Raw genomic sequence first — 23326 nt, 5'->3', positions numbered from 1 at the left:
TACGCGATTTCAACTTGCCCACTGCGCACATATTTTTGAACGCTTTTTTAAAATGTTACGCCCAACTAGCTCTTTAAACGGTAGCGTCTCATATCCTTCAAAAAGTCGTTCTAATTCGTCGTCTTCTGTATCTAGTCGCACCACGTATTTCTCATATTTAGCCCGAAGAGCAGCCGGCAACATCGCCTGATAAACGGAAACTCGAAAAGCGAGCGTTTCTTTTGCGAGAAAGTCGCCAAGCTCAAGCAGTTCCTCATTTAAAACAGGCAGTACGTCCATAACGGAATCAATCGTTTTTAGTTTCGTGACGTCCTCTACTTCGCCGAGTTCAACTACAAAGCCTTGCACCTTCCTGTTTCCAAACGGGACCGAAACCCGCGTGCCAACTAAGGCAATGCCAACTAAATTTTCCGGAACTACATAATCAAATGGCCGGTCCACCTGCATCGCCGGAACGTCTACGATGACTTTTGCAACTTGATTCATTATTTTTGCTCCAATCGGCTAGTAATCCGTTTCACAATTTCTTTCGCCACTTCACTTTTGTCTAAAAGGGGGAAGCTTTCTTCGCTACCATTTGCTCCGTAAATCGTGACAATGTTCGTATCGGTGCCAAAACCCGCACCCGCGTCTGTAATATCATTCGCCACAATAAAATCCGCCTTTTTAGACGCCAATTTTTTAAGGGCATTTTCGCGTATATTTTCAGTTTCTGCTGCAAAGCCCACCACAACTTGGTTAGCCGTTTTGGTCTCACCAATATCTGCCAAAATATCCTTCGTGCGTTTCATTTCAATTTTAAAGTCTCCGGGCTGCTTTTTAATTTTTTGTTCGCTAACAAATTGCGGCGTATAGTCAGCCACAGCGGCCGTCATAACAAATGCATCTTGTTTCGCCTGATTTTCTTTCACGGCCGCATACATTTCTTCCGCCGATCCTACATATACTGCATTCACGCCAGGTGGGACTAAACGCTCACGTGTGCTTGTTATAAGTGTCACATTAGCTCCGGCGCGTTTTGCTACCTCTGCGACAGCAAAGCCCATTTTCCCTGTGGAATGGTTTGTAAAATAGCGGACAGGATCTAGTTTTTCGCGTGTCGCACCTGCCGTTATAAGCACGTTTTTCCCCCAAAAGGGCCTGTTCATCTTCTAAAAAAAAACTCATGCACGCGCTGCACAATTTTTTCGGGTTCCTCGAGTCTTCCCCGACCGACATACCCGCATGCGAGATACCCTTCCTCGGGCTCGATAAAGCGCACCCCGTCCGCATAAAGTTGGTTAATATTTCGGACAACTGCCGGATGGTTAATCATGTGCACATTCATGGCCGGCGCTACCCAAACAGGCGCTTCTGTCGCAAGGAGGGTCGTCGTCACCATATCATCTGCTTGTCCGTTCGCCATTTTTGCAATGATATTCGCGGTTGCCGGTGCGACAATCACAAGGTCAGCCCAGTCCGCCAAATCAATATGCGCCACCACTTTCGAATTTTTTTCATCAAAAGTGTTCGTATACACATCATTTCTGGATAAAACTTGAAAAGAAAGCGGGGGGACAAATTCCGTCGCATGCTCCGTCATCATGACTTTCACATTTGCGCCCGCCTGCGTTAATTTACTCGTAAGGCTACTGCTTTATAAACTGCAATGCCGCCTGACACTGCAAGTAAAATATTCTTTCTATCCATTTTTACTCACCTCAAGTCCACGTAATCTTTTCTATTATAACATGTTTTGGCAAGGAAGATTACGCTTGTGTTTTTGAAAACAAAAGAGCGCCACAGAAATTTTGGGCGCTTTTTTGTTACCATAGATGTATACCTATATTTAAAATTGAATTAATCAAGTATCTACCTCATTTATAGCTACTATCCTAACTTCATCACAAACAAAATATAAGATTCCATCCTCATAATCATTAATTTCATACTTTTTTTCTGAGCCTGTATCTCTTATATTGTTTATTTCAAAGCCCATTACTTGTATATATGGAAAAAAACTTGTGTTTACTTTTAAGGAATCTACTCCATAAAACTCCATTTTAATAATTTTTTCAAACTCATCTTCCCCGTAGGCTATATCTAGAATAATAATTGGTGTTTGTTTATACAATTCATCATATTCTATTCTAAAATTTAGTGAGATGATAGCCCTGCACCTAGTTACACTAAAATCATTAAAATGAGCATTAATAAGTTTATCGTTTCTCCATTCAAACATTTTTCATACCTCACTTTACGAGAAAATTTAAATTTACCACTCAACTGTATCTGAATATAAAGATAGCTTGGCAAGCTATCAAAGGAATATTTTTATTATCTAGCATTCTGTTAGCCGATATGATTGATTAGATGATTGTATCCTACACCATCAATTTCTATTTCATCGGCTTCAATCAGTAAAAGTCCCTCCATAAATTCTAAAGTAAAATTAAAGCTAACATCAAAACCATTATAAAAAGTATCTCTGGATTTAATTATTAATTTTTGTTCCTTTGAATTATCATATACTACTGATAATAATTCCCTTTTCTCACCGTATTCATAATCTTTTGTAGAATATCGGCTTAGCTCATACCCATTTACAAAATAAAAACCACTAACTTTATTAAAAATCAGCTCTATTTTCTTATCAAAATCTGGATCTATTAACTGGAATTTGATTTGATTTCTTTTAATATCGATACTATGATATTCAATTAAAGTTTCTTCTAGTTTTTTCAATTCCTTATGTAATTTCATGCAAACCACTACCTCCACTTTTTTTAATTATTTTAGAAATATTTTCATGTGGACTCTCTTCTTAAATTCATATGAGTTAGGTCCCTGTGATTACTATACGTAGCTTATCTGCCAATGATTCCTTTATTTTAGTAAGAAATTCTTTATAGAATGGCCCACCTAATCCATCATTCTTAAATCTATTAGTCACCGTTTTGTTACTCTTCACTTTCGTGTCAAAACCCACCCTTCATACAGTTTTTGATATTGATAGGGTTTGACCATATAATTCTAACAGCTAATATGTACAGCTTAAAGTAAATATTAACCTCATGAGGTAATTAAAATACGTGAGGATAATTATTTTTTCAATTTCCACAATATATCTACTGTATTGTAGGTCATTTTTAAAAGGTTTTATCAGGTTTAATAGTCCTTCTAAACAGTAGCCTGTTTACCTCTGCTACTCGCATTTCCATCTTTACTAAATGCCTAGCCTAGGCGCCAACACTATCAAATACAAAACAAAAGAGACTAAGAAAATGATGATGGCCAGGTTACTAAGACCTCTTTTCTTTGTTTTTTTTGTTTCTTTATTATTGCCTATAATTAATATTAATAAAAACACTAGATATACTGACATAACAACGTATAGCATATTTAAAACCTCCTCTTTTCTTAAAAAAACATTGTTATGCTTGTAACAGCAATTAAGCTCAATAGTAACAATCCTTGAATAGTTTTAGTAAAAAAGTTATTCTTTTTAAAATTTATAATAATTATACACATTATAATTATTCCAATAAACTCTAGGTCAATTATTAATCTTAAAACCGTGTCCATTTTATCCTCCTGTTCATTGAAGACATCATTTTTCTTTATAAACTAAGCATGATTTTCTGGAAAACAACGCGCTAATGCATCATTAATCGAAACTGGTAAATCTTGACTTTTCAATCTAGTGATTGCCTCAAAAATTAAATCTTGATTTTCTAAACTTAGAATTTCTTTTAACGCGATAATCGTGCGTATGACCATGATGTGATAGTCATCCTTTAGCAACGTTAATAATGGTATTAGATATTCTTTTCTACCTAATTTATAAAGTGAACTGTATATCCCTACAAGCGCTAAACTATCAACTTCAAAAGGGATTCTTTCTTCTAAAAACTCGATTAAATTTTCACTTAAAACGCCAATGGCCTCACCAGCAAAACATCTGACTAACTCATTCTCATCATTTTTTAGCAATTCCATTATCTTTGTTAATTGCCTTAAATCTTTTTGTTCTTGAATAATTTCTATAGCAGCAATTCTAACTAGCTCATCACTTTCGTTTAACCCTCGACTAACCCTCGACCTGCTGCTTCTAAAACTCTTTCGTCTGAAAAGCAAATTAATTCCTCATATGCATATAGTTTAACTTCACTATTCCGAGAATCAGTAAACTGTAACAATCTTTTTAACTGTTCATTAGAATCAAGCTTTAAAATAAAATCTTCTACTATTTCTACATCCGCATCATTGTCAGATAGTAATTTTATGACCCATTTATCCCTTTCGTTTTCGTGCATTTTTTATCTCCCTACCTCTCAATTCTTTCTCATGCCCTCTCTTCCAAGCGCCAGTTGCTGAACTGTATCTAACCGAGATTTCAGCATCCGACAAGTACCTAATCCAGAATCTCTGACATTTCTTTCCACCTTTAGTAAATTTACTGATACTTTGTCTAAGTTATGCTTACTCCGATTAGTTTCTGAGCCAGGCATTATTCCATAACCTCAATTCTCCTGCAATACTATCACTTATAAACTAAAACGTAACAAGAGATAATCTACTCGCTGAGCACCCAACTCTGATACTTGGTTTTTATATCAGCACGTCTCGATTCACTTGGCAAAAAGATATCCAGCCCGCGATCATCATATAAATGATAGATTTGTTTATTTGTCACTCCGATAATAAAGTAATCTAAATCAGAATTAGGAGTGCCTATTATATCTTTTGAAGCAATATGATGTAGTAATTGCTTAATTCTAATTTCATTTACCCTGCATCTAATATTAATTTCAAAATAGCTTTCTATCCCGTTAACTTTTCGCACTTTCGATGTGTACTTTAATTTTTTTATTCTTAATAAATTTTTTGATTACTCCAGTGGAACGAGTTTTTCTTTTATGATAGTCATGAATCATAATTTGGATATCTTCATCTTCTTCAAATAACTCATAAAATATTGCCACAGACCTTTCATCAACCTGCTCCATATAATGAGAAGAAGTTGATAACAAATTAGGGTTCCCTACCTCAAAGCGTATCCCCTCTTCTTGAAGTAAATGAATGAAGTCTTTTTTTTCATTCAAACTGTATTCCTCCTTTATGTTTATTAAAATGGATTTCAATCATCCAACCATTCTCACCTTATAACCTGCTTGTAAACTTGCCAGCATCAATATAATCACCATTGCCTTTTCTTAGATTCGTGGAACTCTTCGGTTTTCCACTCATTTTTTATAAAACTTTACAACAAAATCTACAATCCGTTCTAGTAGTTCCTGAAATTTCCAAGTCATTATAATATTCTTTTCTTTCTAGTACTACTTTGCTAAAACCGCTTAAAATTATTATCGCTTCATTTACTTTTTAACCTCATTCAAATTTAATATTGTGTAGCAATCCTTACTTTCTAAAATAAATTCTTCATAGCCATGATTAACTCTGGTTATCTTTTTCCAAGTATTTGAGTCAATAAAAATTTTTGACTTAACTTCCATGTGTTGATTTGTGACAAGTACAATTCCCTTTTTCACCTTACTAGAAGAATTTTCTAAAACGTAGTAACTATCATTCGCAAAACCTACACACAAGATGTTAGAATCCAGTTGCCGATTTTTTGTGATTTGTTTAGTTCGTATATTATAATCTAAATAGAAATCTTCGTATGAATAGTCGGACTCCTCTACTATCTCACCACAGTAAAATAATCTAATTGTACTCTCTCCGTCAAAACAGATACCATAAACATCAATGATAGCGGACTGCATATCTGTAGGTAATAAAGGTAATATAGTCTCTCTCCGTGTATCTATTTGTACAAAAATCGATTCTGAAAATTTTGTGTTACCTTCACCAGAAAAAATACCTTCTTCTGAGAAAACAATGTATATATGACCATTTTCTACTAAATAATCCTGAACACCTTCTCCAATTTGAAATTTTGATTGCTTCTCAGGAGATGCTACAAAAAACAGATCATCAGCATTAGTGCCATAACAGTAAATATATAAGCACCCGTCCTCTTCGATTGCCTTAACCACTTTAAAATCCTCGTGCCTAATAGATTGATCTTTGATTCTATATTTCATATTTTTTCCAAAAAAGATGTTTAACTCATCTTCTACTATCACATATTCAGCAACTATTCCGCCACTTTTTTTAAAAATATACAGTGAATTTTTATCTTTTCCTGATTTTTTTCATTATATTTCTCCTTATTACCTAATATGGATAGGATGTATAGTTTTTTTATAGCCATGTTCTTTTAATACACTCCTTTATTTTTTGGTTTGTATCGAAATTTCTCATTTCACCCCAAAAACGGGCAAGAAATCTATTTTCGAATTTCTGCCCGTTTTTCATACTCAACTACGATGTATGTCTCTCTATTTAATAATGGCTAACCTACATGTTTCAATACTAATTTCTGAAATGGAATCTCGCATAATGTATGCCCAACCATCCGCCTTCAAATCATTCGCGCCAATATGCTTTATTTTTATCACGCCTGAATGGTAGCTTTCCATATAGCCCACCAATATCTCCCCTTCAAAAGTTTCCATTTCAAATAAAATATGCTCTTCACACAGCCAAAATATAATTTTATCTAAAACTTCCATTCCAGCATCCCAAGTTGGCAATGTTGCTGAAGCTGGTTCGATTTCTTCAAATCGGTTTAAATACTGTGTTTTCTCTTTAATCATATAAATATTTTCAACTAAAATGAATCGAAACCCATCAAAATTTCCTGTCCTATCATAGGTTTCCAGTAATAAAAAATCAGGATAAATCTCTCGTATATAACCTACGGCAAAAGTATCTGTATCTTCTGCATCAGTATATATCTCATATAAATTGGCTTTTTTGACAAAGTATAGCTGCTCTTTCAACATTTCTCCCACTCCTTATTCATTTTCATAGATAATCGCAAGCTCACCATCCAAAACTAGAACAACTGCCTTTCCATTCTTTTCTAAATTAAAATCAAGAGTAGCTTTGCTTGAAAATATTTTTTTGAAAAGGGAACTCGGCTGGCCTTTTTTCACTTGATAATTTGGCTGACTAGCATAGAAAAGATACACCCGGTCCATAAAGCTTTCTGAATGTAATTTTTCAAGTGTATCTTCGCGAACATCAGGTATTACTGGCTCTGATAGCAACATTTTGTTTTCCAAATGGTAATCAATCTGTAACTCATCCAAAACGTCATCATAAAAACTTGAAATCGCAATCATCTGGAGGGCATCATCTGCATACAACTTATGTAGCGTGTCATCTCCCCCCTCATTTGGATCATTTAAAAGTCGCGCAAAAATACGTTTGAAATTTCCATCCGGCAAATCAAATTCTTTTAAAAAGTCTGGCGGAACAGCAATATCAAAGGAACTATTTTCCTCATATGTCATAAATGGAATAATTTGGTCATCAAGACGCGTATCAATCAATTCCATAAAGTTTTCACAATCTTGTTCATTTTGAGCAGATACGTAAAGAACAGGATCATTTCCAAGTAAAGTAATCGCCACCGAATTGCCGCTTAAATGGCGGCCAATATCCCACTTTCCTTTTTTCCCAAATTGTTCTAAACGAAATTCACACGGACGCCCTAAAAACAAGGTGATATACTTGCTTCCGCCATATACACAAAATTCCTCCAACACTTTCACTACATGAAAAGGATTCGGTGAATGTAAATAAATCTCTGTCATATGGATTTTAAAAGGAATGTTTTCCTCGTTTAGAAATTGCTTCACTCTTTTTTTACTCTGTAAAATAATCGTCATCGCATCATTAGCCACAATTTTTTTCATATCGGTAAAAACATCTTCTCCGTCTTCCCAATCTTCAAAAATGACCTCACCCACAAAGCCTTCATTTTGAATTGGCTTGTATTCCAAAAATTCTTCTTTACTCATTCTCTTCCTCCACTAAATAGCCCTTTTTTGTTAGTTTATTTAAAACATAATTTTTCGATTGCCCGTACGAAATGCCTGCTTTCAAGCTCGTTCCATCTTTTTTTAAAATATGAAGATGTTTATCATAATTGGAAAAAATTTGCGTTTTCCAATTTGTACGAAAAATCATTTTTTTGATTTCAGATTGCTTCAATTGAAAACTTTTCCGCTCTTTAAGTAAAGCTTTCATTCCTTTTTTTACTAAAACAGCATCCACATAAGCCTCTCGCTTTTCCTGACGCTTTCTAGCTATTTTGTACGGAATATAGAATAAAATGGCGCCAAAAAGCCCCGCCTGTTCAAGCAAATTTTCATGATGAAACTGCCCGCCTAGTTTTACAAAAACAAGTGTATCTTCGTAAAAATAAACCCGGTAATACTCATCACCAGTAAAAAAACGTGGCAACGATAAATGAATGTGCGGATATTCTTTCATCTGTCATTCTCCCTCTTGTTGATTTGAAATTTCCAATATTAAACAAATATAACCCTATGCCATATACAAAATATCCTAAAATAGTAGATTTGATTCTCCACAAAAATCTGGTTTACCACCACTTCATATTTAATTTACTACAAGTTCTTATGAGCATTAGATTTAAAGCCAATATTTTAATAATCTTATACTATTTTTTAAAACTTGTTGATTTTCTATGTCCTTTTCCTCTTTCAGCTGTTTTAAAAAAAGTTGAAATGTCCTTTCAGAATTTTCTTCTGAAGTAATATCAGTTAATGAATTGATGGTCCCAAATCTCGCTATTTCATCACTCGAAGTTAATAAGAGATTTTCCAATAGCTCGATATAAGCTTTTTTCTGTTCATCAGAAACTAAAAGAAATAACGCTAAGTAACAACCAGATTTAACAACATCATTTTCCTCATCAAACCATACTTGATAAAATAATCTAATATAATTTCTCTTATCTGTTCTTTTTCCGTCTCATTAAATCTCGTTCCATTTTAATTTTAAATGATGTTCAGAAAGAATTAACGCTAAAAATTTGCGTTCTTCTATTTTCATGTTATTTTTCTTTCATTTTTTACGCCGATACAATTTACTGCACGCTGTTGAAGAATTCATTAACCGTTTCATTATCGTAACAAAAATGTAACAAAAAGATTTTAACTTGTCAATCAAAATATATACTTTCACGCTTAGAGCCAGAATGGATTCACGCGATTTAAATGATGAAATAAATTACTATAATCTACTCAGAATGCCTATTTTTTATCTTTTAGGCAGAATTACATTTTTTTCAAAAAGACCACTTACAAGTTTAAGGCTTAACTAGAGTGTTATAACATGACTCAAATTCCACTAATTATTTATACTAACCATGATATTGAATATACCATTCCCTTTCATTTGTTTTTGCTCTTTTATGGTAAATCAATTCTAAAACGATAACAAATCTAACAAGACCAACACTTGTCCTAGCATTAAAACATCATGCTTGTATTTTTAAAAACAAAAGAGTGCCTCACCAATTTAGAGACACTCTTTGGGTTACTAACAATTATTAAAATTCTTCGCTACTATCTGTTCCATATATGCATTATGAATTACGATTCTTTATTAGCTGAATAGCTCCAGTGATATAATTTTTTGTTTTTTCATCTGTTTCTTTTTTCGTGAACTCATTATAAATTGTAAAAACATTGTTTTGGTATTCTGGATAAGCTAAATCCGCAAGAATATCAATGATTGTCATTTTATATTCACCCTTCTCTGTCTCAAGTAGTATCTGCCCTATTTGGTCTATCAAGCGAATGTATTCTTGATCTTCCGTAACTTGATAGGCAATCCCATAATAGAGCCCAACCAGTACAACAGGATTATTTTCTTGGTGAATATAAACATTTAAAACCTTATTACTATTTTCTAAAAGGACCCCTAAATTAATTGCTGAATAAAACCTCACCCATTCTCGTTCATCCTTAAGAAATCCTATGAGCCGTGGAACGATTTGTTTTTTATTATGGTAGCCTAACAGTTCTATACAGCGAATAACCACTTTCTGTTCATCCTCTAAGTGTTTTATTGCCGCATGGATAACCTGTTTATGACCATTTTTTAATAAAGCATCGAATGCAGTAGCTCTTAAAACTGGATACTCGCTTTCTGTAAATTCTAAGAGAGTCTTCTCCACAGTTTTTCCTTTTGAAAATTTAGATAGCTCATTTAGAAGAAGAATATGACACTCCAAAATATTCATTATTTATTAGGTTGTTTTTTTTTAGTTCTTTAAGTAGCTGTTTAGCATCCATACTATCTATTTGTAAAATTTTTTCATTTGTTATCAAGGCACTCTCCCCCACTGCTTTTCTTTCGCTTTGTTTTAACTGTACTTTAATAAATAAAACTTTGTCATTTCATTTATCACTTTGAAAGTCAGAATAATTAACTTACCATTTAGACGTATCAATGAGGAACTGATTTATCACATATATACCAGATAAAATAACAATAATAAATGGGAAAAAATAATTTTACTCCTCTCCCGATGAATCAGAAAACAGCAGAATATTAAATTTAAAATCGCCACTAGAAAAATTAAAAATAACATTATACTCCCCTTTCACCATATAAAGCCATATAAATATATAGTTGCAACAAAAATAAATAAAAATCCTATTATTAGGCAAGCATATGAAATAATTTTATTTTGTAACTTATCTTTATCAAAAAAATACTTAGAATGATAAAGGTAAATGCTACTATAATTGCCAATAAATGTTTTAATGCATACTCAAGCATCAGATTTAACTCCTTTTAAAGTAGGTACAATCAATCAGCATCATTAACTATATCAATTAAATCTTCTATTTCTAAACCATATTTATTTGGTTCATCATCATCTTCTAAACCGTAATTTGTAAAAGCTGTAAGAAATATATCTATAATTTTTTCTACGCTTTCAGAACTAAGATTGTTTACGCCATTCTTTTCTATCTCATCGATATATTCTGGGAATTCTTTGAGTAAATCATACAATAATTCTTTTTGCCTTGCCTTCATCCAATTATTACCTCACTCTCTTTATCCTAGTATTTCCTTTTCCACGAGCCATTGTTGTAACTACTTTTCTTTTCATATTCACTACAACTATACTTCTCTTTCCTTCCATTCGAATTCTTCTACTTCCGCCTCGTTTTTGGACAATGGTTTTCCTAGGTGATCGAATTGTAGATAATTGTGCAGATGTTTTAACGCCTCTACCATTCCTTGATATAGCTTAATGTATACCATGTTTAGAATACCCTTTAATCTTTACTTTTAAAGGTTTATTTATTCTACCCATATGCCGTACACCACGTGCTGCTTTTCTAGCTAACTTAAACTTGCCACCGCTTAAAGCTCCTTTAGCTGTAGCGATGCCCGCCTTTTTCCAACTTTTCGTCTTTTTATAAGCTTTATAACCATCAAATCTTCAAAAAAGATAACACAATTTTTTGTCATTTTCCAATTGTAAAATAGAGTTATTTTAAAGCAAGCATCTATACAAAGTTGTATAGATGCTGCCTCCTAAATTCACAACCCTCGGAAAAGAACTTCATAATGCATAATATAGCCTAGTTTAAATCGCTTATTTCTTGTTTGACACACGTATCTACTAGAATATATTATTCATGATATTGTGTAATAACTTACTTTTAAAATTTATTACTTATTTTATATTTCCTCTTCCGTGTCTTCATCAGATTTAATATCTAACATATGAATCCCTTTGTACATATTCTCCAAGAACATTTCTATCCAATGTTGACCGGGACTACCATATGGATTATTTATTTTTCTCGCTTCTTCAGGATCAATTTTAATAAATTCTCCATTGTTAGGATCTCCAATACTTTTGTAATATGTCATTTCATTTGGCCGCAAAACCCCACCATCTTCTGCACTTACATATTCTAATTTAGAAAAATCATAGCCTATGGGTGACAAAGTGCTTACTTTCTGCCACTCCCCATTCAATATGCCAGTTATACCGCAATCAGACAACATACCTACATTCTCACGAATTAAGTACTTAAATAGTTCTTTCATCGTTGCTTCTTCCGGAGTAAAGTAATTAAAAAATGCAAAAAGATGGTATGGAAGAATTTCCTCCTCTCTTTCTTCTTTCACGCACATTGCATAACTATAAACATTGTTCTCTTTTAAATAAATTTGAAAAACATCTCCCAATGAAAATTTTACTTTTGTCGCTTTTTTCATTCGAACTGATACATTTGAGAGTTGTTTTTCTTTAAACCGCCTTAGATCTAGAGAAAGAGCTTCATGAATTCTTTCTGTCACTATCTCTAAATTATCTGGATTTTCAATGCTATCGATATCTTTTGTCAAAATATCATGCAAAGTTAATAATTCCTCTCTTGTCACTATAAGTACCTCCTTAACGCCAATATTTCCTTGACTGAGACATATACTCTTTATACTTTCTATTTTTCTTAGAAATCGGGCGAATTTTGTTCCGTAATTTTTTCTTTCCACCTAATTTAAGATAGTATCTGTGTTCTAGCCCCCTAGCAGATGCATAACTAATGCCTCGGGCTCTAACTTCCATATAGGTATCTGGGTGTGTCTTGGCATGAGTACGTTTACGAGCTTTAATATTCTTTGTTCTTCCTACATATACTGGTTTCTTTGTTACTTTATGATTCAAAGTATATACATTATGTTTACCAGTTACCCTACTAGCCACCCTAAAAGTTCCACCCATTGCTTTTCTGGCTAACTTAAACTTACCGCCACCAATCGCACCTTTAACTGTTGCAATTCCAGCTTTTTTCCAACTTTTTGTCTTTTTATAAGCTTTATAGCCATCGTAAGCAGCAAAACCGGCATTTACTACTAGCCAAACCCAATGTCCATCAGGGTCGACGTGCATAACGGGATTATTTTGACCATAATCGTACCCATTCATCGTCTGCGGGTCATCTTCATCGCCTGGGTCTGGGTCGTAAGCGGTGAACACACCTTGTTCCGGTTCATAGTAACGAGCCATCAAGTAATACTGTTCAATTTCTTTGTCATACGTATAACCTGCGTAGAGATACGGGTTAGCGCGTGCCTCGGTTGTGGTCGCTGTGTTTTTAAGGACAACGCCCCATGCATCATAGGTATATTCCGCGATTACTTTGCCATTTTCATCCGTCATCGCCACCACATCACCGTGCGCGTTGTAGTGATAGTAAAGGGTTTTTCCATTCATTTTCATCGCGAGGCGAATGTTATTGTCGGAATAAACATATTGACGGAACACTTTTCATCTGCTTGAGAATCAAACAATGAATTAGAATTTAGGCGTGAAACCTATAGGAGCGTAACTTCATATTGTGTTTTATAAGTATTTAGAATAGAACTATAATACCTATATAATAAATGTCAAAACTATATAACTAATATATATAAGCATGTTGGTTAGAATTAAAACTAAAATACAAATATTTTTTAATCTACTGGTTGATCTCCACCGAATCAAATTATTTGTCACTATATTAGCTAATAGTATACATAATTCTGCTAATAAAATAACATACATGTATTCATGCACCTTATCTGTTCCTGAAATGAGGAAACCTATCCCTACCATAGACATACCTATTAGCCCAAGTACTGCTATACTTTTTTCAATATATTGTTCCCTTCCTTTCAACTTAGCAGAAGGAAACATAAAATTGGCAAATGCTACAAAGTTAATGATAACATCTAAAATAAAATCCATTGCTCACCATCCTAATGGTCTTATGTATTTTTGTAAAAATAAACCTGGTATCTTATCATCAATAAAAAAACGTGGCAATGACAAATAATGTGCGGATATTTTTTCAAACTTCCCTTTTTTATTATTAATTCTGAAGTTTTAGCTGCATGAGATGACACATGCAGCTAAAACTTTGAGTAAAAGTACGCATATAGTTGACTAATTAGAATCTACTTTTTCTTGATATTTTCCTTGCGTGAAAAAGATAGACTTGCTTTTCTGTCTAAGTCATTATTATGATGCTCCGTGCGTCACGTCGTATTGAATTGGTAGTAAACTCATTTTCAACGCAAAAATAGAGTTAACAAGCACATATACCATTTTGTACAGGGGCTAACCTACGTTCATTAGATATAGTTACTCGTATTCGCACTAGCTTCTAATCTGGGCATTATTTATTCAACTGACCCCATAACTTCAATCTCCCTGCAATAAAATCTAATGGATTGAGATTCATAGTCCTCGACATAGTAATTAATATTTTCTAGTTGCGAATCAGAAATTGTATCAATTCCTATATCATAAAAATATTGATCACTTGAATCAGCGTTTACTTTTAAATCCTCTACACCTAAAAACTTTACTTCAATACTATCATTTTTTCTATTGAAAGAAGCTATTAATGCCACTTCCTCGTTTTCTATATAGTATGTAAATTTTGTAATTTTATTTAAATTTTCCTCTACAAATAAAGAATTTTCAGCTATTATAGTATTTAATTTTCTCCATATCGTCACAGCTTCTCCCTCCCACTATTTTCTATTCGATATTTCTGGCGCCCGTATTTATCATAAATAACAGTTGACTTTTCTTTCACTCCGTTCTTCAATTTATAATGCAAAATTCGAGAATTTGGTCTTCCCATCTTAGGTGCATTTCGTGTCTAATATTCTGCTGGTACAAAAGGACCTTGTTTTTTCGTTTTTCTCTTGAAATAGTAAGAACGAGCTGCTCGATAGCCTTTATTTAATGCACCGCCTGCACATTTAGCTAACTTAAACTTACCACCAGCAATCGTACCTTTAACTGGTGCAATTCCAGCTTTTTTCCAACTTTTCGTCTTTTTATAAGCTTTATAGCCATCGTAAGCGGCAAAACCGGCATTTATTGCGAGCCAAAACCAATGTCCATCAGGGTCGACGTGCATAACGGGATTATTTTGACCATATCTGAAGTTTTAGATGCATGAGATGATACATGCATCTAAAACTTTGAGTAAAACTACGCAAAGTGGACTACAACTTTTAAATTAGAATCTACTTTTTCTTGGTATTTTCCTTGCCTGAAAAAGATAGTCTTACTTATCTGCAGTATGCTAAGTCATTATTACGACGCTTCCTATTTTAGTTAGCAATGCATCTCACTTTAGTGTAACCATCCTGCTAATTTCAATATGATATAAAGGTCAACACAACATAGACAATATAGGCAACCAAGTTAAGAATAGATAATAGCCACACGCACACTATCAACAAAGTAGTCTCTCCAAATTTCTTTATTAATATATTAAAAATAAGTAACGTGACAGTAATTCCACAACTTATTCCTAATTCAACATAGTGATAAAAATGAACCGAATCGCTACTAGAAATAAAAAAAGCAATTCCTACAATGGACATGCCAACAATATTAGTTATCGCAATGATTTTATTTAAATTCCTTCTATCTGATTTTAAAATCCAACTAGCACCAATAAAGTTGAGTAGTGTAATTAAATTAATTATTAGGTCTAATACAAATTCCATTTCTTCCTCCACAATACATTTTTTGATAGTAATAGAGTTTAACCTTGTGTTTGAGTCTGGATTGGAGCATGCCTCGGTTGTCGTGGCTGTGTTTTTCAGGACAACTTCTCATACATCCTCTGCAATAACTAACTTTGCCTTCTTCATTGGCCATGGCAATGGTGCCACTATGTATGTTCTAATGGTAGCATTTATTTTAATTATTTCACAAGCACCTATACACTATCGTACATGTGTACAGATGCTTGCTTAAATTCATTGGATTTACCTTATCTAGGTTACTCGTATCCCATAAGCTTCTGAGCTAAGCGCTATTTATCCAACTGACTCCATAACTTCAATAGCCCTCCAATAAAATCTACTAATTGGAAATTTATAGCCCTTGAAAGAATAATTAATAGTTCTTAGTATTATCTAACTTATTAACCTTTCTACTTCTAGCAATTATTAGACTATCGTAAATTTATAAACTTCCTTTTTGATATATTGATGTCTTATTTCAATAATATCATTATCTAACCAATTAAGACTTCCTAATATATCTAGCCCCATTCTGCCTGGATGGTTTACTGGGATACTTTGTTTTAATAGCAAATCTCCTTTTTTGTCAGTCACAACTAAATCAATTTTCACAGTTTGTGTCCCCCATTCGACTTGGATATAGGCTTTTTTCTTTCTATCAGGTGAATACTTTGGCTTTTTCCATATAAATCTATTGAGATAATTCAACTGAACAATCTCATTCTGAACTTCTATGAAAGGTTCTAAATTTAAATTTAAAAATGAGCTAGCTTTTCGTAATCCTAACATAATAATCTCTAGTTGAATGCTCCTTTTCTTCTGTTCAGATAGATTATTAAAATCCTCTAAATTATAAGCGATATCAACATCCAAGAAACCATCAATTAGTAACATATCCTCTATCTTATCACTAGACTTACAAGTAATATTGATTACAGCAGCCTTTGCTCTTATTTTCTTCTTAGAAAGTAGGCTCGAAAACATGTCACACATGGATTCAGCTTGAATATGAAATACATCATTAAAATCTATCTTTCTTGTGTCTTCATCACTGTAAATTCTCACCATTTTTAAAATCAAGTCTATATCCTCCATTAATTATTAGAATCTCCATTATATTCAAGCTATCGCCGTTATAGTGGTAATTGGTTGTCACACCATAAACTTTTTGAATAAGCGACAATTGTCAGCAAAAGCCAGCATATTTAATCCTTGTTCCACGAAGCTCCTACTTCTATTTTTCAAAAAAACATTCGACCAGCTTGAATTGAAAAAAAAAATTCCCGTTGCAAAAACTAACCAAAATAATAATCCTCGTTTTCCTTGCTTATTACTTTCTAAAGCTATACAAACAAAAGCGCAAACAATGATAATTAATAAATAAAATATTAACAACAACTCAGCCCCTCCTTGTCAAATCATCTTTTCTTTCGACTTTTTTTTCTTTTTTCTTAGATTTTTTACGCTGGGTAGATGGCTTACTTACTTTTTTCTTCCTAGCAAACGTTTTGTACACTTTAGTGCCTTTAAATTTTTTAAATACTTTAGTCCCTTTAAATTTGTCTATTCCTTTTTTAACTACTTTCGTTGACTTAACATATTTCGCAACTCTATAAAACTTTCCAAATCCGATTCCCCATGCAGCGCCAGATAATACAGATTTTCCAAATCCTTTCCATGTTTTCTTTTTGGTTGTTAGTAAATACTGGGCTCCTCCCTCAAAAGCACCAATACCTCCGGCCACAACCCACCATGCAACGGCAATATTTCCATCTGGATCAATCATCGTCACAGGATTATTATTCGCATAATTATACCCATTCATCGTCTGTGGATCGTCTTCATCGCCTGGGTCTGGGTCGTAAGCGGTGAACACACCTTGTTCCGGTTCATAGTAACGAGCCATCAAGTAATACTGCTCGATTTCTTTGTCATAAGTATAACCTGCGTAGAGATACGGGTTAGCGCGTGCCTCGCTTGTTGTGGCTGTGCTTTTAAGGACAACACCCCATGCATCATAGGCATATTCCGCGACCACTTTGCCGTTTTCATCGGTCATCGCCACCACATCACCATGCGCGTTGTAGTGATAGTAAAGGGTTTTGCCATTCATTTTCATGGCGAGGCGAATATTGTTGTCGGAATAAACATACTGGCGGAGCACTTGTCCCGCGCTATCCGTTTCATACAATACATCAATGCTATCGCCGTCATAATGATAATTGGTGGTCATACCGTCCATTGTTTTAGATAAGCGGCGGTTGTCATCATCATAAGTATAACGGACAAAGGGACTATTTTCACCTTTTTTCGTAATACTGATTAAACGGTCGCCTGTATCCCACGTATAAGTGAATTTCCCGTCGCTCGTTCGGTTGCCATTAGTATCATAAGTCAATCTATCGCTACCAAATTGTACCAGCTGGTTGCCATCATTGAACGTGGCGGCAATGGTCTTCGATTCTGCCCCGGTTATTTGGACTTGTGTGCGATTACCAAAACCATCATAGGTGTAGGATTTGATGGTGCCGTCTGGTAGGCTTTCTTTGGTTAATTGATTCACGGCATCATAGTCATAGGTGGTTTTTCCGCTTTTTTTGTTGTCGATACTCGTGCGGTTGCTTGCGGCATCGTAGGTGTATGTTTCGTCTAAAATAGTATCCCCATCTGCATCTCCAATAGCTACATTGGTGACCTTTTGCGTACTATCATACGTGTAGTTGGCGGCTGTGCCGTTGCCAGCCGTGTAGACGCCAATATTGCCGAATTCATCGAACTCAAAATAGGCGTTTTTGTTGCCATCATTCACACGTGTATTTTGATCTAAATCGTTGTACGTATAACTGGTTTTTGCGGTATAGTAGCCGTGACGAATGGAAACATCGCCCACTTTGTCGGTCTTCCCTTTATTGTCTTTGGTTGGTTTATCTTTGTAGGAATAGCTAATCTGACCGCCGCGTTCGGCTACTTGTGTAATACGGTCTGCGTCGTCGTAGGTTTTGTCCGTCACGATACCATTAATTTCGTCAGTGACTTTCGTTTGGTTGCCGTTTGGATCGTATTGGAATTTGAACGCTGGTTCGTCGTTCCACTTGATGCCGCTCATGCGGTCTGCTGAATCGTACGTACTCTCGGTTATGCGCCCGTTTGGCATGATAGCCTTTGTCTCATTGCCGCTTGCATCGTATTCGTACTGAATTGTCCGCCCAAGTGCATCGGTGAACGCTGTAATCTTGTTGTCTACGTCGTAGGTATAACTGTTTTTTTGCGTTTTCCCAGAAGCAGTGACGTTTTTCTCTGTGGTATTGCCGTTGTCGTCATATTTGTAAGAAACGGATGTGCCATTTGCGAGTGTTGTGTTCACAAGGGCATTATCGGCATCATAGGTGAGTGTTTTTTGATTCCCTTTTTCATCGGTTTCGGACGTTTTATTGCCGTAAGCGTCATAGGTAAAGCTTATTTTACGGCCTTCCTCGTCGTAACTTGCGGTGACATAATTACCTGATGCGTCATATTCTTCGCGTGTGAGCACTTCGCCTTCCATCACGCGCACATCATCAAACCAAGCTTTTCCTGTTAATCCGTTTCGGAAGATGGTGTAGGCTTTGATCATCCGAATAGGTTTGGTAGGTTTTATCACGACTGCACTTCGGTTCCAGTCGTTGGTGCCGAGTGGGAATTGTCCTTGTACGGAAGAAGTGGTTCCGTCTTGATAATAAATGGTTCCCCAAATGGAGTAGTCGTTTGACATCGTAGCGGTGGAGCCATTTGCTTTGGCATTTTCTGATTTAGAAAGGGCGGTTAGTGTTAGCGCCTTCGCTTCTTTTTGATTAATGGGAACATCTTGAAGAATATGCGTGTAGGCCTCACTTGTGGCTTTTCGCTCAAAATAAACCGCACTATCGCCGCTAAAGCTTTCATTATCAACGACTTTCGCTTGTGTTAAAGCTGTGTTTCCAGTACGTATCCAGCCTGTTGGAACGCTGCCATTATGGTCTTCAAAACTATTGTTTGTGACCGGATTATAACTCGAAGCCACACTCCCTTTTTCAAACTGAACATTATCGTACCAAACCGTGCCCTTCCCTTTATTCGGCGCGGCCTGCTCATTGTCTAAATAAAGCAGTACTTGACGCGTGTTGGGCGATGTTTTAAACGTGACTTGGCGTTTGACCCAGCCACTATTATTTTTAATCGAAGTAGGGCGATTAGACTGCCAAACGCTACCATCCGTAATATCTTTCGCGTTTGCATCTTGCATTCTCACAATCAAAATGCCATCTGCGTTCGTCATCGCGGAAGTTTTCGTCCAAGCACTAAACGTATAAGTCGTACTCGGTTCTACATCGACACGCTGAGTAGCAGCCGAATAGCCTTTTTCAGTTGTGAGCGCCTCACTCGTCACCTTAAGCGCACCACTACCACCAAGTGCACCAGGCGCCATTTGCGTGCCATCAAATGCCAGCCCACCTTTTGCCCCCGATTGAAGGAGCGTCCAGTTCGCTAAGTTCGACTCTTTTTCAAACCCACTATTTTGAAGTAAATTCCCGCCAGAAGAGAGCTCTCCGCTACCGCGAACCGGATTCCCGTATGCATCGTATTGAGTAACAGAAGAAACCTGTCCTTCCGTCGCCAGTGTTTCAGACACCGCATCCGCTCCGTCATAAGCCACGGTCGTCTTGCGCCCTTCGGTGTCGGTCGCACTCGTCACATCATTATTGTCATTATACGTATAGGACTCCGTACCGTAAGCATCCGTCATTTGCGTCACATTTCCATCCGCATCGTACGAATACGTTTCTTCTTGCCCTTTTGGATTCACTTCTTTTGTTAAATTATTCGATTCATACGTGTAGCTCGTCGTAAGCTTTAAGCCGTCCGCATCTACAATTTCTTTTTTCGGATTTCCAGCATCATTATATTCATAAATCGTTTTTTTCTTTTTCTCATTCGTTAAAGTCGCCGTCTGGTTATCCTTATCATACGAAAGCGTAGTGGTTTTACCAATAGGATCTTTAATTTCAATTAACTTTTCACCGTCATACTTAAATGTCGTTTCATAGGGGGACGCATCCGTATGTTTCGGATCATAAATTGCCGTTAATAAGCCATCCGTATAGCCGTATCGATACAATTTGCCTCGCGCCGTCGAAGAAGCCGTCAGTTCCTTATTCGCATTATAGCTATAAGTAATAGTTCTTCCCAGAGGACCAACCAGTTTCGTCACAACATCTCCGTCATAAGTAAGTGTTATCGTCCGCCCAGAAGCATCGCGAAGGCCAGTCAATTGACCATTCGTATACGTATAGCTGAGCTGATTACCTTTCGTATCTTTTTCAGAAGAAAGACGCCCATCTGGTAAAAAGCGTGTTTCCGATTTATCTTCTTCCACTTTCAAATAGCCGTCCGCTGTTTTCGTCACTTCCGAGTAAATCCCAGGCGGCGCCTCGTATTTATCCCCTTTTTTAACAAAACGATGGATTTTCTTATCCGATTCCACCCAGACAATGTTGCCATTTGGCTCCTCCACCAGTTTTTCCTCGAGTGTGCTTGTCCAGCCTTTCCCGAAAATTCCAGTTGCCTCATCTTGGCTGTTGAACGTCCGGTCCACTTGAATACTTGGTCCACGTCCTGCAAGTTCAAAATCCGTTTCATGGAATAAGAAATTCCCGTTTGTCGCATTGACTTCCCCGCCGCGAACAGGAATACTCGTCCAATAATCCACCATACCCAGTTGCTTATTCACCGCATCCGGAATGACCGGGCGTGCGGTTTCTGATTGCACACTAGCCGCATTGTTCCCCGCTTTTTGGTAGGCAATAATACGGAACCAATAATTTTGGTACTCCCCGTAAACACCGCCTGAATTCCGGTAAACCGGCGATGGATCTTTGGGCAATTCTGCGCCTGCCCCGTCTTGATGGAGCGCAAACTTCCCAGCACTAATTTCCGAACTGGTCGGCCAAATCCCTTTATTTTGCGTCGTCCATTTTGTCGCCGCCCCAACATCATAATGTTCATAATATTTTCCGTTAAAAACAAGAACTTTATAGCCATCCGCCATTGGACTTGGTTGCCAGTTCAGCTCCACATAGCCTGTTTCTTTATGCGCCAAGTTCGCATAAGCTTTCGCATTTGGCGGCTGCGGCTTTTCAATCGGCATATAGGTCGTGACTAAGTCTGAAAACGGACTTTCTCCACCATTATAAACCGCTTGGATGCGGAATAAATATTTGGTAGAATTTCGCAGTCCAAATGTACTGCCCGCCTGATAACCATTTTCATAAAGCTCCCTTGGATCAAGGGCAAACTCGGTGCCTTTTCCGTCTTCATGAAATTCAAAATCACCATTTTGAATCTCCGCAGCTGTCGGGAAAATCTTTTTCCCTTTTGTGCTCCATGTTGTAGCTGTACTTCCGGTATTAAAATATTCATAATTATAACCATTGGAAATCACCACATTGTAACTGGTTGCGCCTGGAACAGCTTTCCAAGATACATCCATATACCCTGTACCTGTCCCAATGCCATTCGAATATGTGGTGACGGTTGGTTTTTCAGGTTGTGTATACGTATAGGTCACTTCTAAATACGGATAGTTTGTATTATTTTCACTGGCTACAATTTTCTTCCAGTAATTTTGGTCAATATTGGTTCCAAGACGAAAACCATTGTTCGGACGCGTACCGCTCGCCCAAGCTTGTACGGTGTTAGTCACATCTAAATTCGCCCATTCGCCTCGGCCAACGTTAACACTTCCAAGACGCGTGCTTGCAGGTTGATTATCCCACGTCACTTGCCACGGAGACCAATTGGCATTTACTTCATAGTACCAAAGATCATTTTTCACGGTTGGCGACATATGCCAGATGTTATACACTTTTAAAGTCGCTTTTGAAATCGTGGCTTTATTTAATGTCGACGTATCCATTTTCAAGAAAGCCCCATTGTTCCCCGTCGTACTATCCCATTTTCCTAATTTTAACGTGTAGGCATTTTGCCCAGAATCCCATAATTTACTCCCAATGTTATTTTCAGTTGGACGTAGAGAATTAATATTCGCATTATAAATATCATCTACGCGAACAGAAGGATCAATGTAAATCGGCAGAACACGCGCACGATCATTAATCCACACGGTATCCACTTTTAGCTGCAATTCATACACTGTTTTCGTAAGTGGCTTTAATTCGAAATGAGCCGCATCTGAAGTCGCCGCCTCACCAGACTCCTCGTCCACATTAGAGTCCGCCATCACTGGTTTTGGCAATGTGTATATCGTTTCCCCATCTTTATTTTTAAAAACGAGGTCTCCATTTTCCACTTGACTCACATTTAGTTTCGTTTCAATTTGATAAATATACGTATCAATGTCATTTTTTTCAGATAAAACAAGATCTTCCTTCACCGATTGATTAAAAGTAAAATGCCTTAAATCCGTGTGAGGAAGGACATCCTTATACGTCACTTCATTATCCTTAAACGTGGCGTCCTGGTTCGTGACAGGAATTTCTTCCTCGCCTTGTTTCGCGGATTTTAAAGCAAACGTCACTTCTGCACCCGCTTGAGTTAACTTTTGATAAATTCCGTTTTCCATTTTTTCTAAAAATTCAATATCTAATTGCGTTTGCTTAGGTGCAATTTTCTCCGTTACACTGTCCTTCTCCAGCTCTGGATTGACGCGTTCCATCTCACCATCAACCTCAACATGAATCGGCTCTGAAAAATCTGACTTTGTAAACTTCCAATCATGATTGTCGTAAACAATCTCCTGTTTCTTGTTCGTTCATCCTTACCTCATGTTCGTTTTTCCTCTACCTTCATCCGTGTCTTTTGCGAA

General features: G+C 36.3%; 19 protein-coding genes and 3 pseudogenes. All 22 read right to left on the bottom strand.

Going from position 1 to position 23326, the window contains the following annotated elements; genetic code table 11:
• Positions 1-9 precede the first annotated feature (9 nt).
• A complete protein-coding gene (locus LFLEISCH_RS16515; RefSeq protein ID WP_420912440.1) occupies positions 10-486 on the bottom strand; it encodes a primosomal protein N' family DNA-binding protein in 477 nt (158 codons plus the stop codon).
• Positions 486-1689: pseudogene (coaBC, locus tag LFLEISCH_RS15285) on the bottom strand (bifunctional phosphopantothenoylcysteine decarboxylase/phosphopantothenate--cysteine ligase CoaBC). Before coaBC ends, LFLEISCH_RS16515 begins: the two are co-directional and overlap by 1 nt.
• Positions 1690-1843: 154 nt before the next feature.
• A complete protein-coding gene (locus LFLEISCH_RS10570; RefSeq protein WP_007476259.1) occupies positions 1844-2221 on the bottom strand; it encodes a hypothetical protein in 378 nt (125 codons plus the stop codon).
• 110 nt (positions 2222-2331) lie between these two features.
• Entirely contained in the window at positions 2332-2742 is a 411-nt protein-coding gene (locus tag LFLEISCH_RS10565; protein ID WP_007476257.1) for a YxiG family protein, read from the bottom strand.
• An 864-nt stretch (positions 2743-3606) separates the two neighbouring features.
• Positions 3607-3972 (bottom strand): hypothetical protein, encoded by a 366-nt coding sequence (locus tag LFLEISCH_RS10560; protein ID WP_143211960.1) that lies wholly within the window; start codon positions 3970-3972, stop codon positions 3607-3609.
• Between the two features lie 86 nt (positions 3973-4058).
• Entirely contained in the window at positions 4059-4295 is a 237-nt protein-coding gene (locus tag LFLEISCH_RS10555; RefSeq protein WP_007476254.1) for a hypothetical protein, read from the bottom strand.
• Between the two features lie 260 nt (positions 4296-4555).
• Positions 4556-4825, bottom strand: a complete 270-nt coding sequence (locus LFLEISCH_RS16510; RefSeq protein ID WP_159099766.1) for a DUF3885 domain-containing protein — start codon at positions 4823-4825, stop codon at positions 4556-4558.
• Positions 4812-5084: a DUF3885 domain-containing protein gene (locus tag LFLEISCH_RS10550; RefSeq protein WP_007476249.1), complete on the bottom strand. Its 273-nt coding sequence runs from the start codon at positions 5082-5084 to the stop codon at positions 4812-4814. Before LFLEISCH_RS10550 ends, LFLEISCH_RS16510 begins: the two co-directional genes overlap by 14 nt.
• Positions 5085-5357: 273 nt before the next feature.
• On the bottom strand, positions 5358-6128 hold the full coding sequence (locus LFLEISCH_RS10545; protein WP_007476247.1) for a hypothetical protein: 771 nt from the start codon (positions 6126-6128) through the stop codon (positions 5358-5360).
• Between the two features lie 255 nt (positions 6129-6383).
• Positions 6384-6890: a hypothetical protein gene (locus tag LFLEISCH_RS10540; RefSeq protein WP_007476245.1), complete on the bottom strand. Its 507-nt coding sequence runs from the start codon at positions 6888-6890 to the stop codon at positions 6384-6386.
• A 12-nt stretch (positions 6891-6902) separates the two neighbouring features.
• A complete protein-coding gene (locus tag LFLEISCH_RS10535; RefSeq protein ID WP_007476243.1) occupies positions 6903-7913 on the bottom strand; it encodes a hypothetical protein in 1011 nt (336 codons plus the stop codon).
• Positions 7906-8388 (bottom strand): hypothetical protein, encoded by a 483-nt coding sequence (locus LFLEISCH_RS10530; RefSeq protein ID WP_007476241.1) that lies wholly within the window; start codon positions 8386-8388, stop codon positions 7906-7908. Before LFLEISCH_RS10530 ends, LFLEISCH_RS10535 begins: the two co-directional genes overlap by 8 nt.
• Before the next feature lie 1120 nt (positions 8389-9508).
• Positions 9509-10102: a HEAT repeat domain-containing protein gene (locus tag LFLEISCH_RS10525; protein ID WP_007476239.1), complete on the bottom strand. Its 594-nt coding sequence runs from the start codon at positions 10100-10102 to the stop codon at positions 9509-9511.
• 638 nt (positions 10103-10740) lie between these two features.
• The gene (locus LFLEISCH_RS10520; protein ID WP_007476237.1) at positions 10741-10971 is read right to left on the bottom strand and encodes a hypothetical protein; all 231 of its coding nucleotides are present in this window, start codon (positions 10969-10971) and stop codon (positions 10741-10743) included.
• Positions 10972-11625: 654 nt separating this feature from the next.
• The gene (locus tag LFLEISCH_RS10515; protein WP_007476235.1) at positions 11626-12336 is read right to left on the bottom strand and encodes a hypothetical protein; all 711 of its coding nucleotides are present in this window, start codon (positions 12334-12336) and stop codon (positions 11626-11628) included.
• A 13-nt stretch (positions 12337-12349) separates the two neighbouring features.
• Positions 12350-13222 (bottom strand): annotated as a pseudogene (locus LFLEISCH_RS14740) (RHS repeat domain-containing protein); the annotation flags it as partial.
• Positions 13223-13327: 105 nt separating this feature from the next.
• A complete protein-coding gene (locus tag LFLEISCH_RS10505) occupies positions 13328-13681 on the bottom strand; it encodes a hypothetical protein (protein WP_007476231.1) in 354 nt (117 codons plus the stop codon).
• A gap of 434 nt (positions 13682-14115) precedes the next feature.
• A complete protein-coding gene (locus tag LFLEISCH_RS10500) occupies positions 14116-14457 on the bottom strand; it encodes a hypothetical protein (RefSeq protein ID WP_007476229.1) in 342 nt (113 codons plus the stop codon).
• A 146-nt stretch (positions 14458-14603) separates the two neighbouring features.
• Positions 14604-14867 carry a hypothetical protein gene (locus tag LFLEISCH_RS15955; RefSeq protein ID WP_007476227.1) on the bottom strand — a complete coding sequence of 88 codons (264 nt, stop codon included), beginning with the start codon at positions 14865-14867 and terminating at the stop codon, positions 14604-14606.
• Between the two features lie 241 nt (positions 14868-15108).
• On the bottom strand, positions 15109-15465 hold the full coding sequence (locus tag LFLEISCH_RS10490) for a hypothetical protein (RefSeq protein WP_007476225.1): 357 nt from the start codon (positions 15463-15465) through the stop codon (positions 15109-15111).
• Between the two features lie 447 nt (positions 15466-15912).
• Positions 15913-16566, bottom strand: coding sequence for a hypothetical protein (locus LFLEISCH_RS10485; protein ID WP_040504842.1), 654 nt, complete (start codon positions 16564-16566; stop codon positions 15913-15915).
• A gap of 319 nt (positions 16567-16885) precedes the next feature.
• Positions 16886-23280 (bottom strand): annotated as a pseudogene (locus tag LFLEISCH_RS10475) (DNRLRE domain-containing protein); the annotation flags it as partial.
• Positions 23281-23326: the final 46 nt, after the last annotated feature.

It is taken from the genome of Listeria fleischmannii subsp. fleischmannii LU2006-1 (genome assembly GCF_000344175.1).
GTDB classification, from domain to species: Bacteria; Bacillota; Bacilli; order Lactobacillales; family Listeriaceae; genus Listeria; species Listeria fleischmannii.
The sequence above is the reverse complement of the archived record's forward strand: the minus strand, read 5'-3'. Positions and strand labels throughout refer to the sequence as shown.